General features: G+C 49.0%; 11 protein-coding genes. 8 read left to right on the top strand and 3 right to left on the bottom strand.

Annotated elements, in window-relative coordinates:
* Positions 1-3 precede the first annotated feature (3 nt).
* Both topA and codY read left to right on the top strand, forming a co-directional pair.
* Complete coding sequence (gene topA, locus DXB70_RS05950; RefSeq protein WP_106999929.1) at positions 4-2,073, top strand: type I DNA topoisomerase; 2,070 nt, start codon at positions 4-6, stop codon at positions 2,071-2,073.
* 143 nt (positions 2,074-2,216) lie between these two features.
* Positions 2,217-3,014 (top strand): GTP-sensing pleiotropic transcriptional regulator CodY, encoded by a 798-nt coding sequence (gene codY, locus DXB70_RS05945; RefSeq protein WP_022360247.1) that lies wholly within the window; start codon positions 2,217-2,219, stop codon positions 3,012-3,014.
* Between the two features lie 106 nt (positions 3,015-3,120).
* On the opposite strand, the gene purF is transcribed toward codY, so the two are convergent.
* Entirely contained in the window at positions 3,121-4,545 is a 1,425-nt protein-coding gene (gene purF, locus DXB70_RS05940) for an amidophosphoribosyltransferase (protein ID WP_118491450.1), read from the bottom strand.
* 174 nt (positions 4,546-4,719) lie between these two features.
* The gene (locus DXB70_RS05935; protein WP_118672868.1) at positions 4,720-6,819 is read right to left on the bottom strand and encodes a glutamine synthetase III; all 2,100 of its coding nucleotides are present in this window, start codon (positions 6,817-6,819) and stop codon (positions 4,720-4,722) included.
* Positions 6,820-7,727: 908 nt separating this feature from the next.
* On the opposite strand from DXB70_RS05935, the gene aspS reads away from it, so the two are divergent.
* The 4 genes from aspS to gatB all read left to right on the top strand — a co-directional run bounded on the left by aspS (position 7,728) and on the right by gatB (position 12,383).
* On the top strand, positions 7,728-9,059 hold the full coding sequence (aspS, locus tag DXB70_RS05930; protein WP_022360244.1) for an aspartate--tRNA(Asn) ligase: 1,332 nt from the start codon (positions 7,728-7,730) through the stop codon (positions 9,057-9,059).
* A gap of 75 nt (positions 9,060-9,134) precedes the next feature.
* The gene (gene gatC / locus DXB70_RS05925) at positions 9,135-9,428 is read left to right on the top strand and encodes an Asp-tRNA(Asn)/Glu-tRNA(Gln) amidotransferase subunit GatC (RefSeq protein WP_106999925.1); all 294 of its coding nucleotides are present in this window, start codon (positions 9,135-9,137) and stop codon (positions 9,426-9,428) included.
* A 41-nt stretch (positions 9,429-9,469) separates the two neighbouring features.
* Positions 9,470-10,945 carry an Asp-tRNA(Asn)/Glu-tRNA(Gln) amidotransferase subunit GatA gene (gene gatA / locus DXB70_RS05920; RefSeq protein WP_118491444.1) on the top strand — a complete coding sequence of 492 codons (1,476 nt, stop codon included), beginning with the start codon at positions 9,470-9,472 and terminating at the stop codon, positions 10,943-10,945.
* A 1-nt stretch (position 10,946) separates the two neighbouring features.
* A complete protein-coding gene (gatB, locus tag DXB70_RS05915; protein ID WP_117795458.1) occupies positions 10,947-12,383 on the top strand; it encodes an Asp-tRNA(Asn)/Glu-tRNA(Gln) amidotransferase subunit GatB in 1,437 nt (478 codons plus the stop codon).
* A 169-nt stretch (positions 12,384-12,552) separates the two neighbouring features.
* On the opposite strand, the gene DXB70_RS05910 is transcribed toward gatB, so the two are convergent.
* Positions 12,553-13,632 (bottom strand): Xaa-Pro peptidase family protein, encoded by a 1,080-nt coding sequence (locus DXB70_RS05910; protein ID WP_117795456.1) that lies wholly within the window; start codon positions 13,630-13,632, stop codon positions 12,553-12,555.
* 249 nt (positions 13,633-13,881) lie between these two features.
* Between DXB70_RS05910 and DXB70_RS05905 the strand changes: the two genes are divergently transcribed.
* Entirely contained in the window at positions 13,882-15,246 is a 1,365-nt protein-coding gene (locus DXB70_RS05905; RefSeq protein ID WP_118672867.1) for an MATE family efflux transporter, read from the top strand.
* 121 nt (positions 15,247-15,367) lie between these two features.
* Positions 15,368-15,709, top strand: a complete 342-nt coding sequence (gene ylxM, locus DXB70_RS05900) for a YlxM family DNA-binding protein (protein ID WP_106999921.1) — start codon at positions 15,368-15,370, stop codon at positions 15,707-15,709.
* Positions 15,710-15,715: the final 6 nt, after the last annotated feature.

Below are 15,715 nucleotides of genomic sequence, written 5' to 3'. Positions count from 1 at the left end.
GTTATGGCAAAAAATCTGGTTATTGTAGAGTCTCCGGCGAAAGTCAAGACAATTAAAAAATTTTTGGGTTCCAACTATGAGGTGGACGCCTCCGGCGGTCATGTGCGCGACCTCCCTAAGAGCACGCTGGGAGTGGACGTAGAGCATGGATATGAGCCGAAGTATATCACCATCCGGGGAAAGGGCGATGTGTTGGCGCGTCTTCGTAAAGAGGTTAAAAAAGCGGATAAGATTTATCTCGCAACTGACCCGGACCGCGAGGGAGAGGCGATCTCCTGGCACCTGATGAAAGCATTAAAGCTGGATGAACAGAAAGATAAAAAGGTTTACCGTATCAGTTTCAATGAGATTACAAAAAACGCCGTCAAGGCATCTTTAAAAGAGCCGCGTGCCATCGATGAAAATCTGGTGGATGCACAGCAGGCGAGACGTATGCTTGACCGTATGGTGGGTTACCTCATCAGCCCGCTTCTCTGGGCGAAGGTCAAGAGAGGACTCAGCGCCGGTCGTGTGCAGTCGGTCGCGCTGCGTATGATCTGCGACCGTGAGGAAGAGATCAATGCGTTTATACCGGAAGAATACTGGACGCTGGATGCACAGCTCCACGTACATGGCTCCAGAAAGAAGCTGACCGCCCATTATTACGGCGATAAGGACGGCAGGAAGGCAATTCACAGCAAAGAGGAAGTGGAGGCGCTTATGAAGCGTCTGGAGGGCTGTGAGTACGAAGTGCGCGATGTGAAGCTGGGCGAACGCGTGAAGAAGGCGCCGATCCCGTTTACGACCAGTACGCTGCAGCAGGAGGCATCCAAGACGCTGAATTTCTCAACGCAGAAGACGATGCGCCTTGCCCAGCAGCTCTATGAGGGCGTGGATATCAAGGGACGCGGCACAATCGGTCTGATCACCTACCTGCGTACCGATTCCACCCGCATCGCGGCAGAGGCAGATGCGGCGGCGAGAAGCTATATCGGCGACCAGTTTGGGGCAAGTTACGTGTCCGAGGCGCCGGCGGCGGCAAAATCAGACGCCAAGATCCAGGACGCACACGAGGCGATCCGTCCGACCGACATTACACTGACGCCGGTACAGGTAAAAGAACAGCTTTCCAGAGACCAGTTCCGTCTGTACCAGCTTATCTGGAAGCGCTTCACGGCGAGCCGGATGCGCCCGGCGGTTTACGAGACAACCTCCGTCAAGGTAGCAGCCGGAGAGGAGCTTTTCACCCTTTCGGCGTCCAAAATCAAATTTGACGGCTTCATGTCCGTCTATTCACAGGACGAGGATAAGGAGACCGACGGCGTTCTGAACGAGTCGCTGGAAGCAGGCATGAAGCTGGATTTAAACCAGTTAGAACCGGCACAGCATTTTACACAACCACCGGCACATTATACAGAGGCGTCGCTCGTCAAGGCGCTGGAAGAGCAGGGCATCGGACGGCCAAGTACCTATGCACCGACCATCACGACAATCATCGCGCGCCGCTATGTAGCGAAGGAAAATAAGAACCTCTATGTGACGGAGCTTGGCGAGGTAGTCAACCGGATGATGAAGAAGGCGTTCCCATCCATCGTCGATTTGCAGTTTACGGCAAATATGGAGTACCTGCTCGACAGCATCGGGGACGGCACGATCGGCTGGAAGACCGTTATCGAAAACTTTTATCCGGATCTTGACAAGGCGGTTAAAGAAGCGGAGAAGACGCTTGAGAGCGTCAAGATTGCTGACGAGGTGACGGATGTGATCTGTGACCAGTGCGGGCGCAACATGGTAATTAAGTATGGCCCGCACGGCAAATTCCTTGCCTGCCCGGGATTCCCAGACTGTAAAAACACGAAGCCGTACCTGGAAAAGATCGGCGTGAAGTGCCCGAAATGCGGTGGTGAGATTGTCATCCGTAAATCGAAAAAGGGCAGAAGATATTACGGCTGCGAAAATAACCCGGACTGCGATTTTATGACCTGGCAGAAACCGTCAAAAGAAATGTGTCCGAAATGTGGACATATTATGCTCGAAAAGGGAAATAAGCTTCTTTGTTCTAACGAAGCCTGCGGTTTTGTAAAAAACTCATAAAAACTCTTGAAATAGATATTAATTATTAAAAAAAATGAAAAATACAGAAAAACTCTTGCTATTATACGAAAATCGTGTTACAATTCTTACAGGTTAGGATCGAATTCTAATTTACGATAAAGGCAAAGGAGGTAACTGGTAAAATGAGCGTTCAATTACTGGACAAAACTAGAAAAATTAATAAGTTATTGCACAACAACCATTCTCATAAGGTTGTGTTCAATGACATTTGTGAAGTCCTCAGTGACATACTGGAATCCAATATTCTCGTAATCAGCAAGAAAGGTAAAGTACTCGGAGTTGCGATTCATGAGGGTGTGGATGAGATCGAAGAGTTGATCAAGGATCAGGTCGGCGGTTTTGTTGACCGTATGTTGAATGAACGCCTTTTAAGCGTTTTGTCAACGAAGGAAAATGTCAACCTTGCCACATTGGGATTCGCCGAGGAGAACGTGAAGAAGTATCAGGCGATCATCACGCCTATTGATATATCCGGTGAGAGACTGGGTACTCTGTTCATCTACAAATCAGATGCACAGTACGACATCGACGATATCATCCTGAGTGAGTACGGAACCACTGTTGTCGGACTTGAGATGATGCGTTCTGTCAACGAGGAGAATGCAGAGGAGACAAGAAAGATCCAGATCGTTAAATCAGCGATCAGCACCCTGTCCTTCTCCGAACTGGAAGCAATTACCCACATCTTCGATGAGCTGGAAGGCAACGAGGGCATTCTGGTAGCCAGCAAGATTGCAGACAGAGTCGGCATTACCCGTTCCGTTATCGTCAATGCACTCCGCAAGTTTGAGAGTGCAGGCGTTATAGAGTCCCGTTCGTCCGGTATGAAGGGAACCTACATTAAGGTTCTGAACGATGTTGTATTTGACGAGTTGAAAGCGTTAAAAGCGCAGAACAACCGTCCGTCATCCAATGTATAAAAACATATAAGACATTTTAAACAAAAACAAAAGTTTTGACAAAACGTGAAAAAGTGTGAGGGATAAAAAAGGACTCGGTGAGAGCCCTTTTTTATTTGCACAATATTTATTCTAATGCATCCTTAATCTCCCCATCCGGCACATCCATCGGATAGTTTCCGGTAAAGCATGCCGTACAGAGCGGCAGTCCGCCTGCCATCTCCTCGAGATCTTCAACCGGCATATATCCAAGCGAATCCGCACCGATCTCCCGGCAGATTTCTTCGACGGAATGGCTGCTGGCGATGAGCTGTTTATTGGATGGGACATCGGTACCGAAATAGCAGGGGAAGAGGAATGGCGGAGAGCTGACGCGCACATGGACTTCCTTCGCCCCGGCTTTTTTGAGCATGCGGATCAGGTTTTTCATCGTCGTACCGCGCACGATAGAGTCATCGACGAGGACAATGCGTTTTCCCCTGACAGCCGGTTCCAGAATATTAAGCTTGATACGGACGCTATTTTCGCGTTCTTCCTGGGTCGGTTTGATGAAGGTTCTGCCGACATAGCTATTTTTATGGAAAATAATCTCATATGGAATGCCGGATGCCTTCGCATATCCCATCGCGGCGGTCAGGCCGGAATCCGGTACACCGGCGACGAGGTCGGCATCGGCAGGGAAGGAATGTGCGAGAGCCGCGCCGCCGCGCAGCCTAGCCTCATAGACGCTCACATCATCGATGTGGCTGTCGAGGCGGGCAAAATAGATGTATTCGAAAACGCAGTGCGCCCGTTTTTCCTGCTGCAGGCTTTTATCAGAAAAAACGCCGTCGCGGGTGATGGTCACGATTTCACCCGGTTCGATATCACGGATAAATTCGCCGCCGACCGAGGTGATGGCACAGCTTTCCGATGCCATGATCCAGACATTTCCCTTTTTGCCGAGGCAGAGAGGACGCAGACCAAATGGGTCACGAACACCGATCAGCTTGCGCGGGCTGGAGATAATCAGGGCATAAGCGCCACGTGTTTTTGCCGCGGTCCGTTTGATTGCCTCTTCAGCGGTCGGGGCAGCCAGACGTTCTCTGGCGATGTGGAACGCGATTACCTCTGAATCCATCGTCGTCTGGAAGATTGCGCCGGTTTCTTCAAGCTGGCGGCGCATCTCAAACGCATTTACCAGGTTTCCGTTGTGCGCCAGACAGAGTGTTCCCTTAAAATATTTAAGTACCAGTGGCTGTGTGTTTTCGATGGTAGAAGAACCGGTTGTGGAGTAGCGAACATGACCAACTCCCAGATTGCCGCCGAGGCGTTTTAACGTCTCCTCATGAAATACCTCATTGACAAGTCCCAGCCCTTTGTAGCAGTTGACAACGCCCTTTGGGCCGTTCGTGTCACAGACTGCGATGCCGCATGACTCCTGACCGCGGTGCTGGAGTGCGCTGAGTCCGTAGTACATATCTCTGGCAACATCGCCGCCCTCCAGGTCAAACATTCCAAATACGCCGCATTCCTCACGAAGCCCGGTTTCGTATGTGAGTGACTCCCTCATGATATAAACCTCCTTTGTATTCAAGATACCTGAATGATAAGAAAATAACAGGGATAAGAACCTAAAATTGACTGCAAAATATCAGTATAAAAGACAATATACCAATATTTTGCAGCCAAATCATAACACATTTTTCTCGATTTTTCAATCAAGTCATAATATTGACATGTCAGATTATACGGAGAACAGAAGTTCATCGTAAGTCGGATACGGCAGGAAGGAATCCGGAATCAGGGCTTCTGCGGTATCAACGCTGCTTCTCAAGTCATCCATCTTGGCAAGAATCGTATAGTGGAAATATGTAACCTTCTCGATATTATCTTCCATGGATTCTGCCGCTTTTTCAGCCTCTGCCAGTGCTTCGGTTTTCTCGGAAATCTCGGTGTAGAGACCGGACAGCTTCTCAAGCAGTTTGCTCTCGGCGCTGATCGGTGCGTCCGGCAGGATTGCCTTTGTCTTTGCGGCGGTTTCAGCCAGCTCCTTGCAGTAGGAGAGGACGGACGGCAGGAAGGTCTTCTTCATCATCGAAAGCATCGTCTTTGCCTCGATGTTGATGGTCTTGATGTAGTTCTCTTCCTTGATTTCGTAGCGGGAGAAGAGTTCCTCCTTGGTGTAGATGCCGTGTTTCAGGAACAGTTCTACGTTTTTCTCAGCAATCAGGCGCGGAAATGCCTCTGCGCAGCTCGGCAGGTCGAAGAGTCCGCGTTTGTGAGCTTCCTCTACCCATTCGCTGGTGTAACCGTTGCCGTTGAATACGATGTGGCGGTGATCACGCAGCACTTCCTTTAAGAGCAGATGGATTTCTGCCTCCAGAGCCTTGCATGAAAGACCTTCCAGACGGTCTGCAAATTCGCCTAAAACTTCAGCTACGGCTGTATTGATGACAATGTTCGGTTCCGATACAGAGAGAGCGGAACCTGGCATACGGAACTCGAATTTATTGCCGGTAAAGGCAAACGGAGAAGTACGGTTGCGATCGGTTGTATCTTTGATAAAGTGCGGCAGAACCTTTGCGCCCGGCTTCATGGTCTGGACTTCTTTTGCCTCAGACTCGAGATCTTTTTCCACAATATCGAGAACTGCTTCCAGATCATCTCCGATAAACATAGACACGATAGCTGGCGGTGCCTCGTTGCCGCCCAGACGGTGGTCATTTCCAGCAGTTGCAACTGATACGCGGAGCAGATCGCCGTAGACATCGACTGCCTTGAGCGTTGCGAACAGGAAGAGAAGGAACTGTAAGTTCTTTGCCGGATCACGGTCCGGATCAAGTAGGTTTTCGCCGGTGTTGGTCGATAAAGACCAGTTGTTGTGTTTGCCGCTTCCGTTGATGCCCTCAAATGGTTTCTCATGGAGCAGGCATACAAGACCATGTTTTTCTGCCACACGTTTCATGATTTCCATAGTGAGCTGGTTATTGTCAACTGCCACATTGGTAGTTGTGTAGATGGTGGCAAGTTCATGCTGCGCCGGAGCTACCTCGTTGTGTTTGGTTTTTGCCAGAATACCGAGCTTCCAGAGCTCTTCATCCAGTTCTTTCATGAAAGCGGAAACTCTCGGACGGAGAGCGCCGAAATAGTGGTCATCCATTTCCTGACCTTTCGGAGCTGGTGCGCCAAACAGAGTTCTTCCGCAGAACTTCAAATCGCTTCTCTTATTAAACAGTTCTTTATCAACCAGGAAATACTCCTGTTCTGGACCAACGGTGGAGACAACGCGGGTCACATCTTCATTTCCGAAGAGCTTCAGGACACGCAGCGCCTCGCGGTTGATGGTTTCCATCGAACGCAGAAGAGGGGTTTTGGTATCAAGTGCCTCGCCGCTGTAGGAACAGAATGCGGTCGGGATGCAGAGTGTATCGTCTTTAATAAATGCCGGGGAGGTTGGATCCCAGGCTGTATAACCTCTTGCCTCAAAGGTGGCACGAAGTCCGCCGGATGGGAAACTGGATGCATCCGGTTCGCCCTTTACCAGCTCTTTGCCGGAGAAATCCATGATAACTTCGCCATTGCCAACCGGGTTGATGAAACTGTCGTGCTTCTCAGCAGTGATGCCGGTCATCGGCTGGAACCAGTGTGTGAAGTGAGTTGCACCATTTTCAACGGCCCATTCCTTCATTGCAACTGCGACTGCATTTGCAATGTCGAGATCCAGATGACTGCCATTTTCAATCGTTTTGCGGAGTGCCTTATAAACATCTCGCGGCAATTTGCTTTTCATGACTTTGTCGTTGAATACAAGACTTCCATACAGTTCAGGGATGTTTTTTTTCATAACTCATGTCTCCTTTCAGGTTTTATGTCTGCGATTTTGTGATGATTAAATCCACGTAAGATGAATGTGCTCTGACACATTTTACATAAAGAAAAGGGCACCTCGATCATCTCGAAGCGCCCTTGCTTTTATGTGTAGTAGTATACACGAAAAATTCTGAATGTCAATACAATTTGCGCATGAATTTTGAAAAAATGTTTCAAGGGAGGATATTGTACAAGATTTCTTCTATTTAAGTCGAACATCTGTGAGACTTGGCGCGTGATACTGGTCAGCGAAGCTGACATATTCCATACAGAATTACTGCGTGAAAAAAAATTAAAAAACCTCTTTACAAACTCAGAAAAATAGTTTATAGTTTGAACATAAAAATTGAATCCAACGGGGTGGGCAAGGATGCCATGATAATCATGGTATTCGTGCCCACTTTTTAAAAGGCAGAGATGGAGACTCTGTTTCGAAGAATCCGACAGAAAGACGCGGTCACCGGCTGAGAGCCGTGTCAGGAGGGAGCGGGACAATAGGGAACACTCCGGAGCCGGATGACTGAGAGCGACACTGGACACCCCGCCAGCCGCCGCAGGTAGGTCATCACGTGACTGCGCGTTAAGCAGCGAAAGAGTAAAAAGAAAAACAATCGTTTCTTTTTAAATGCGGGTGGTACCGCGGGAATATCCCGTCCCGGAATGATGTGAGTGAACGTCATTCCGGGACTTTTTGTGTAATAGGAAATTCCTTGGAATCCCCTATTACACAAAAAGGCACTAACGTGCCAATGATGCGCACTCGCGCGAAGATGTAGTTTGTCGCAAGCGACCGCGCTCGGCGCGAGAATGTGCCAAGGCACATTCTTTTTCATTATTCCCGTCCCGGACATATCAAAAAGCAGAGAAAGAGAGGAAACAGCGATGGAATTTATGACAGGTAAAAAGGAAAAAGAAGTGCTGGATCTGGCAGCCGTGTTTGCAGACGGTATGGAAGGACGGGAAGTAAAGGTAAACGGCGCGATCATGAGTGTCCGCAACATGGGAGATATCGCATTTGTGATTCTCCGGAAACGTGACGGCGTGTTGCAGACTGTCTATGAAAAAGGTGTGACCGACGCGGATTTTGCTGAATTAAGAGAAGAAACATTCGTAGAAGTTTCCGGTGTCCTCCGAAAAGAAGAGCGGGCGCCGAGAGGCATGGAACTTCGTTTAAAGAGTGTTCGGATCCTCTCGAAACCGGAAGAACCGATGCCGATTGCCGTATCAAAATGGAAAATGAGCGCATCCCTGGAAGCCAAACTGGATATGCGTTCTCTGACACTCCGCAACCTGCGGGAGCGCGCACGTTTCAGAATTCAGGAAGGAATCGCACGGGCATTCCGGGAGTACCTGCATGGAGAAGGATTTACGGAAATTCATTCCCCGAAGATCGGAGCAAAAGGAGCCGAGGGCGGAGCAAACGTCTTTAAACTCGATTATTTTCACCGCCCGGCGGTGTTAGCGCAGAGTCCGCAGTTTTACAAACAGATGATGGTCGGCGTGTTTGACCGTGTGATGGAGGTTGGTCCGGTGTTCCGTGCGGAGAAGCATAACACGAAACGTCATTTAAACGAATATACCGGACTGGATTTTGAGATGGGATATATCGATGATTTTACCGATATCATGGCGATGGAAACCGGATTTCTTCAGCATATGGTGGAAATTTTAAAGAAGGAATATTCCACGGAGCTGGAAATCCTTAAAGTCAAACTTCCGGAAGTAGAGAAGATTCCGGCAGTGACCTTTACCGAGGCGAAACGCCTTGCCTCCGAAAAATATGGAACCCAGATCAAAAACCCATACGATCTGGAGCCGGAGGAAGAACACCTGATTGGACGCTACTTTAAAGAAGAGTACGGTGCCGATTTCGTGTTTGTCACCCATTATCCATCCAAGAAGCGTCCATTCTACGCGATGGATGACCCGACAGATCCGAAAGTAACACTCAGCTTTGACCTTTTATTCCGTGGACTGGAAGTCACAACCGGCGGACAGCGTATCCACAGCTACACCGAGTTGATGGAGAAGATTGAAAAACGCGGTATGGATACCGAGGGAATGGAACAGTATTTAAGCACCTTCAAACACGGTATGCCGCCTCACGGCGGACTCGGTATCGGTCTGGAACGTATGACGATGCAGCTGCTTGAAGAGGAGAATGTCCGTGAGGTTTCGCTCTTCCCGAGAGATATGAGCCGTCTGGTACCGTAACGTGACAGGACGCAATTTCCTATGAAACAAAGAGCTTGTCCATAACACATATTATAATAGGAAGGAACAGAACTTATGGCAGTGAAAATAGACGATGAAATGATTGATTATGTTGGTATTTTAGCAAAGCTTTCCCTTTCCCCGGAGGAAAAGGAGGCAGCGAAAAGCGACATGAGCCGGATGCTTGAGTATATCGATATGCTGAATCAGCTTGATACTTCGGAGGTAGAACCGATGTCGCATGTCTTTGACATTCACAATGTGTTCCGCGAAGATGTCGTGGAAAATGGAGATGAATCAGATGCGATGCTTTCGAATGCACCGGAGCAGAAAGAAAAACAGTACAAGGTGCCGAGGACAGTGGAGTAAAAAGAATTAGAGATATAAGCAGCGATATGGAGGAAATCAGGATGGGAATTTCAGAATTAACAGCGCTGGAGCTGGGAAAAGAAATTAAAGAAAAACGAATCTCCGTCCGGGAGGCGGTACAGGCATCTCTGGAACGGATTCATAAATATGAAGATACAGTTCATGCTTATGTAACGCTGACCGAGGAGGCAGCACTGGCACAGGCGGATGAGATCCAGAAACAGATTGACGATGGCACCCTGACCGGACCGCTGGCGGGCGTTCCAATGGCGATCAAGGATAATATTTGTACAGAGGGAATTGAGACAACGTGCAGTTCCAAAATTTTAAGGGGATTTGTACCTCCGTACTCAGCGGAGGCAGCGCTGAACCTCAAAAAAGCCGGTGCGATCCTGCTTGGCAAGACAAATATGGATGAATTTGCGATGGGAAGTACGACCGAGACATCCTGGTTTGGACCGACGAAAAACCCCTGGAATACAGAGCATGTACCGGGCGGATCTTCCGGTGGCTCGTGTGCGGCTGTTGCAGCGGGAGAGACCTTTTTTGCTCTTGGTTCAGATACGGGCGGTTCCATCCGCCAGCCAAGTTCCTTCTGCGGCGTGACCGGCATCAAACCGACCTATGGAACGGTTTCCCGGTATGGTCTGATCGCCTATGGTTCCTCGCTGGATCAGATTGGACCGATTGCGAAAGATACCGCAGACTGCGCGGCAATTCTGGAGACGATCGCTTCCTATGATAAAAAGGACAGCACCTCTGTCAAGCGGGAGGCGTACAATTTTACCGCTGCCCTGACCGGAGAGGTAAAAGGGATGAAGATCGGAATCCCGTCCGATTATCTGGGCGAAGGACTCGATGAAGATGTAAAAAAAGCTGTTCTGGCGGCAGCTGAGGCGTTAAAAGAACGCGGGGCAGAAGTGGAGTTTTTTGATTTAGGCATGGTTGAGTATGCGATCCCAGCATATTACGTCATTGCATCGGCGGAGGCAAGCTCCAACCTGTCCCGGTTTGACGGTGTGAAGTACGGTTACCGCACACCGGAATATGAAGATTTACATGAAATGTATAAAAAGAGCCGTTCCGAGGGCTTTGGACCAGAGGTAAAACGCCGTATCATGCTCGGTTCGTTCGTTTTGAGTTCCGGCTACTACGATGCATATTATCTGAAAGCACTCCGCACAAAAGCATTGATTAAACAGGCATTTGACAAGGCGTTTGAGAAATACGATGTCATTCTGGGACCGGCAGCGCCGTCCACGGCACCGCTGCTGGGCGACAGCCTTTCCGATCCGATGAAGATGTATCTGGGCGATATTTATACTGTTTCGGTCAACCTGGCAGGTCTTCCGGGCATTTCAGTTCCGTGCGGGCTGGATTCGAAGGGACTTCCGATCGGGCTTCAGATGATTGCAGACTGCTTTCAGGAAAAGAAGCTGTTTGGCGCGGCATCTGCATACGAAAAGGCGAGAGGTGCATGGAAGCTTCCGGTTATGACAGACAAGGAGGGCAGATAAGATGAAGAAAGAATATGAGACAGTCATCGGCTTGGAGGTACACGTAGAGCTGGCGACGAAAACCAAGATTTTCTGCGGCTGCTCCACCGAATTTGGAGCAAAACCAAATACTCATACCTGCCCGGTTTGTACCGGTATGCCGGGTTCTCTGCCGGTTTTAAATAAGAAGGTTGTTGAATACGCGATGTCTGTCGGTCTGGCGGCAAACTGCGGTATCAACCAGTTCTGTAAATTTGACCGGAAAAACTATTTTTACCCGGATAACCCGCAGAACTACCAGATTTCCCAGCTGTATCTCCCGATCTGCCACGACGGCTATATCCCGATCGACACGCCTGCCGGTGAAAAGAAAATTCGTATTCATGAAATTCATATGGAGGAAGATGCCGGAAAGCTGATTCACGACGAGTGGGAAGACTGCTCGCTGGTTGATTACAACCGAAGCGGCGTGCCGCTGATCGAGATCGTTTCCGAGCCGGATATGCGGAGTGCTGATGAGGTTATTGCCTACCTCGAACGCTTGCGCCTGCTGGTACAGTATCTGGGCGCATCCGATTGCAAGTTGCAGGAAGGTTCGATGCGTGCCGATGTCAACTTATCGGTTCGTGAGGTGGGAAGTGAGACATTTGGTACGAGAACCGAGATGAAGAACCTGAACTCTTTCAAGGCGATTGCCCGTGCGATCGACGGCGAGCGCGCCCGCCAGATTGAGCTGCTGGAAGAGGGCAGGAAGGTCATTCAGGAGACGAGACGCTGGGATGACAACAAGGAATACTCCTATGCGATGCGTTCTAAAGAGGATGCGAAAGATTACCGTTATTTTCCGGATCCGGATCTTCCGCCGGTCTGCATCAGCGATGAATGGCTGGAATCCGTCCGCGCCGCCCTGCCGGAATTGCAGCCGGAAAAAATGGCACGTTACCAGAGTGAATATGGTCTGTCTGAATATGACAGCCGCATTCTGACTGAGTCTAAGAAGATGGCGGATATGTTTGAAAAGACCACTACCATCTGCCAGAAACCGAAGAAAGCGGCAAACTGGCTGATCGGCGAGGCAAGCCGCCTGCTCAAGGAAAAAGGACAGGACGCTGAAAGCCTGTGGTTCTCCCCGATGCATCTGGCACAGCTCATCGATCTGGTCGATGCCGGAACGATCAATAACAACACGGCAAAAGAAGTATTTACAGCTGTTTTCGAGCAAGATGTCGATCCGTCCGCCTATGTCGATGCACACGGACTTGGCATGGTCAATGACGACAGTGCCCTGGAACAGGCAGTTTCCGATGTACTCGCCGCAAACCCGAAGACGGTGGAAGAGTATAAGAGTGGAAAGACAAAGGTACTTGGATTTCTGGTTGGTCAGGTGATGAAAGCGATGAAGGGCAAGGCAAATCCGGGTAAAGTGAATGAAATGATGACGGAGAAGCTGAACGCGTAAAAACGCCTTTTTATAAATGAAAATTATAATTAGCTTTTAAAGAAAACTAAAAAGAAACTGTCTACAGATGCTGGCTTTCTGGATGACTCGTGATTTGTAATCGGAATTACCAGAAATACATCTGTAACAGTTTCTTTTTTATAATCGTGTTATAAATGATGCGATGTGATTACTCTACAATATCCAGCTCCTTGCTGAAGGAGTTTAGAATCTCGCATCCATCCTCAGTAATCAGCACCAGATCCTCGATTCTCACGCCAACTTCGCCTTCTACATAAATACCTGGTTCGATGGAGAAGATATTGCCAACCTCAGCGACCTTGGTGTTCGCAGAAGAAACATCGCCGTACTCATGTACTTCCAGACCGATGAAATGTCCCAGCCGATGGGTAAAGTTCGGACCATATCCGGCATCCTCGATGATCTGGCGGGCAGCTTTATCGACTTCGCAGAGCGGAACGCCCGGTTTCAGAATTGCTTCTGCGGCAGCATTTGCGCGGCGGACGGTCTCATAAATAGCGCGGTGCTTCTCAGACGGTACTTTTTTATAGAAGAAAGTACGTGTCATATCGGCACAATAGCCATCCTTCCTGCATCCAACATCAAACAGGACGGTGTCGCCCTCTTTCAGAACCGTGTTGTCCGGACCGTGGTGTCCAAGCGCGCAGTTTGCACCGAAGCCAACCAGTGGTTCAAAGGAATATCCGTCTGCACCGAGACTCTTATAAATATCTAACATCTTGGAAGCGATCTCTTCCTCAGTCACGCCCTCATGGATCAGACCTCGGAACTGTGCCATCGCCTTATCATTGATTGCGGAAACCGCACGCATTTTTTCACGTTCTTCGTCATCCTTGCACGCACGGACCTCATCGATGCAGATGGAGCTGACCTTGTAGGAGGAAGCGCCCGAATGATCGATGACCGGAATCAGGAAACGGGCAGCAAATGTTTTATCAATACCGAGCGGTTTGCCTGCCTCAACACAGTCGCACAGAGGAGTCAGGTAATCGTCTGTATCCGAGAAACGGAATTTCTCTACGCCCAGATCTTCCGGAACGGTAAAGAGGTTATTGATAAAGATCTTGTTCTTGCCGGACTGGTTAATGTAAAGCGCCAGCAGACGTTCACCCGGATCAATAAAACGACCTGTCAGATAATAGATCGCATACGGATCGGAAATAATCATCTGATCGAGTCCCTCTGTCTCCATTTTTTTCAAAATTTTATCAAGTCGCTGTGTGTTCATCATGATGTCCTCCTTATAAATAGAGTGGCTGTAACTGTGAAGATGCCGGACAGTTTACGCCATAAATTTATCGTAACTGTTCAGTACCTTCACAGTCACAATTTAGCTGCTTTTATTATAAGACGCGCTGAGAAAAAGTCAACGATAAAAGAACGCTTGAAAAGCGCACGGAAAGGGGGTAGAATAGTATCAACTGACCAGCCTTTGAAAAATGAAAGGACTTTTTTTAGATACGAAAGGAAAAAAAACATGGCGAAATCCTATGAAATGGATATGTGCAATGGTCCGATTCTCAGAAAGGTACTTACATACTCCATTCCGTTGATGCTTTCCGGCGTGCTTCAGCTTCTTTTTAATGCGGCGGATGTGATTGTGGTGGGACGTTTTGCAGGCAGCCAGTCTCTGGCAGCAGTCGGCTCGACCAGTTCCCTTATTAATCTTCTCATTAACGTCTTTATCGGTCTGTCGATCGGCGCGAACGTCCTGGTAGCGCGCTATTATGGTGCGAAGAATGACCGTGACATGAGCGAGACAATCCATACGGCGATCACGGTCAGCCTGATGAGCGGGCTGTTTCTAGTCTTTTTGGGTTTGTTTACCTCACGTTTCTGGCTGGAACTGATGGGGACGCCGGACGATGTCATCGATAAATCGACGATCTACATGCGGATTTATTTTGCCGGTATGCCGGCAACGATGGTGTATAACTTCGGAAGTGCGATCCTGCGCGCGATCGGCGATACGAAACGTCCGCTGTATTTCCTGACCGTGGCAGGTGTTATCAATGCAGCACTGAACATATTCTTTGTTACCCAGCTCCAGATGGACGTAGCGGGTGTCGCGCTGGCAACCGTGATTTCCCAGTGTATTTCCGCATTTCTGGTTATCCGCTGCCTGATGCATTCAGAGGGCGCGATGAAGCTGTCGCTTTCCAGGCTGGGAGTCAACCGGAGAAAACTTCTTCTTATTATAAAGGTAGGTCTTCCGGCTGGTATCCAGGGTGCGATTTTTGCGATCTCCAACGTACTGATTCAGTCGTCCGTCAATTCCTTCGGTTCGATCGCGATGGCAGGCAACACGGCGTCGCAGAATATCGAGGGATTTGTGTATACCTCGATGAATGCGCTGTATCAGACCAATTTAAGCTTTACGAGCCAGAATATCGGAGCGGAGAAATATACGCGGATCAAAAAGATTCTTGCCACCTGCCAGGGTGTCGTTGTGACAGTAGGACTGGTGCTTGGATTTGCAGCATACCTCGGCGGTCCGTGGCTGCTGCAGGTATATTCAGAAGATGCCGACGTTATTTCCTATGGACTGCTCCGGATGTCGATCATCTGTACGACATATTTCCTGTGCGGCATGATGGATACGATGGTCGGAAGCATCCGCGGACTTGGGTATTCGATCCTGCCGACGCTTGTCTCTCTGACCGGCGCCTGCGGACTGCGGGTGATTTGGATCTTTACCATATTTGCAGCGCAGCGGTCGCTGGCGATCCTGTATCTGTCGTACCCGATCTCCTGGGCGGTCACAGCGACGGCACATATGATCTGCTTCTGGCGGGCGGCGAAGAAACTGCCGAAGGAAGACGGTCATCCGGTGCGGGGATAGAATTTGAAAAACATAAACAGAACGTCATTAAAAAATAATTCGATTGATAATCTGATTGGTGTAAAGAAAAAATACTTGACACCAATTAGATTATCGTGTATGATAACACAGGTGATGAGGAATGGAAAAAATTGTTGAACAGGGTCTTTTGTATGATTTCTACGGAGAACTCCTGACAAAGCATCAGCAAAGTGTATATAAGGATGTGGTATTTAACGATCTGTCCCTCAGCGAGATTGCAGACGAACAGGGCATTACCCGTCAGGGTGTGCATGATCTGATCCGGCGCTGTGACCGTACACTTCTTGGTTATGAGGAAAAGCTTGGACTGATTGCCAAATTCCAGAAAACCAAGGAAAAAGTAACTGAGATTCATCGGTTGACGGAAGAATTCAGCCAGACACAGAATCAGGCGCTGATTGAGGCAATCGGGCGAATCTCAAACGAGATATTGGATTTATAATGCAGG

Origin of the sequence: Clostridium sp. OM05-5BH, assembly GCF_003481505.1 — a bacterium.
Lineage (GTDB): Bacteria > Bacillota > Clostridia > Lachnospirales > Lachnospiraceae > Otoolea > Otoolea fessa.
This window is presented reverse-complemented; position numbering and strand designations above follow the sequence as displayed.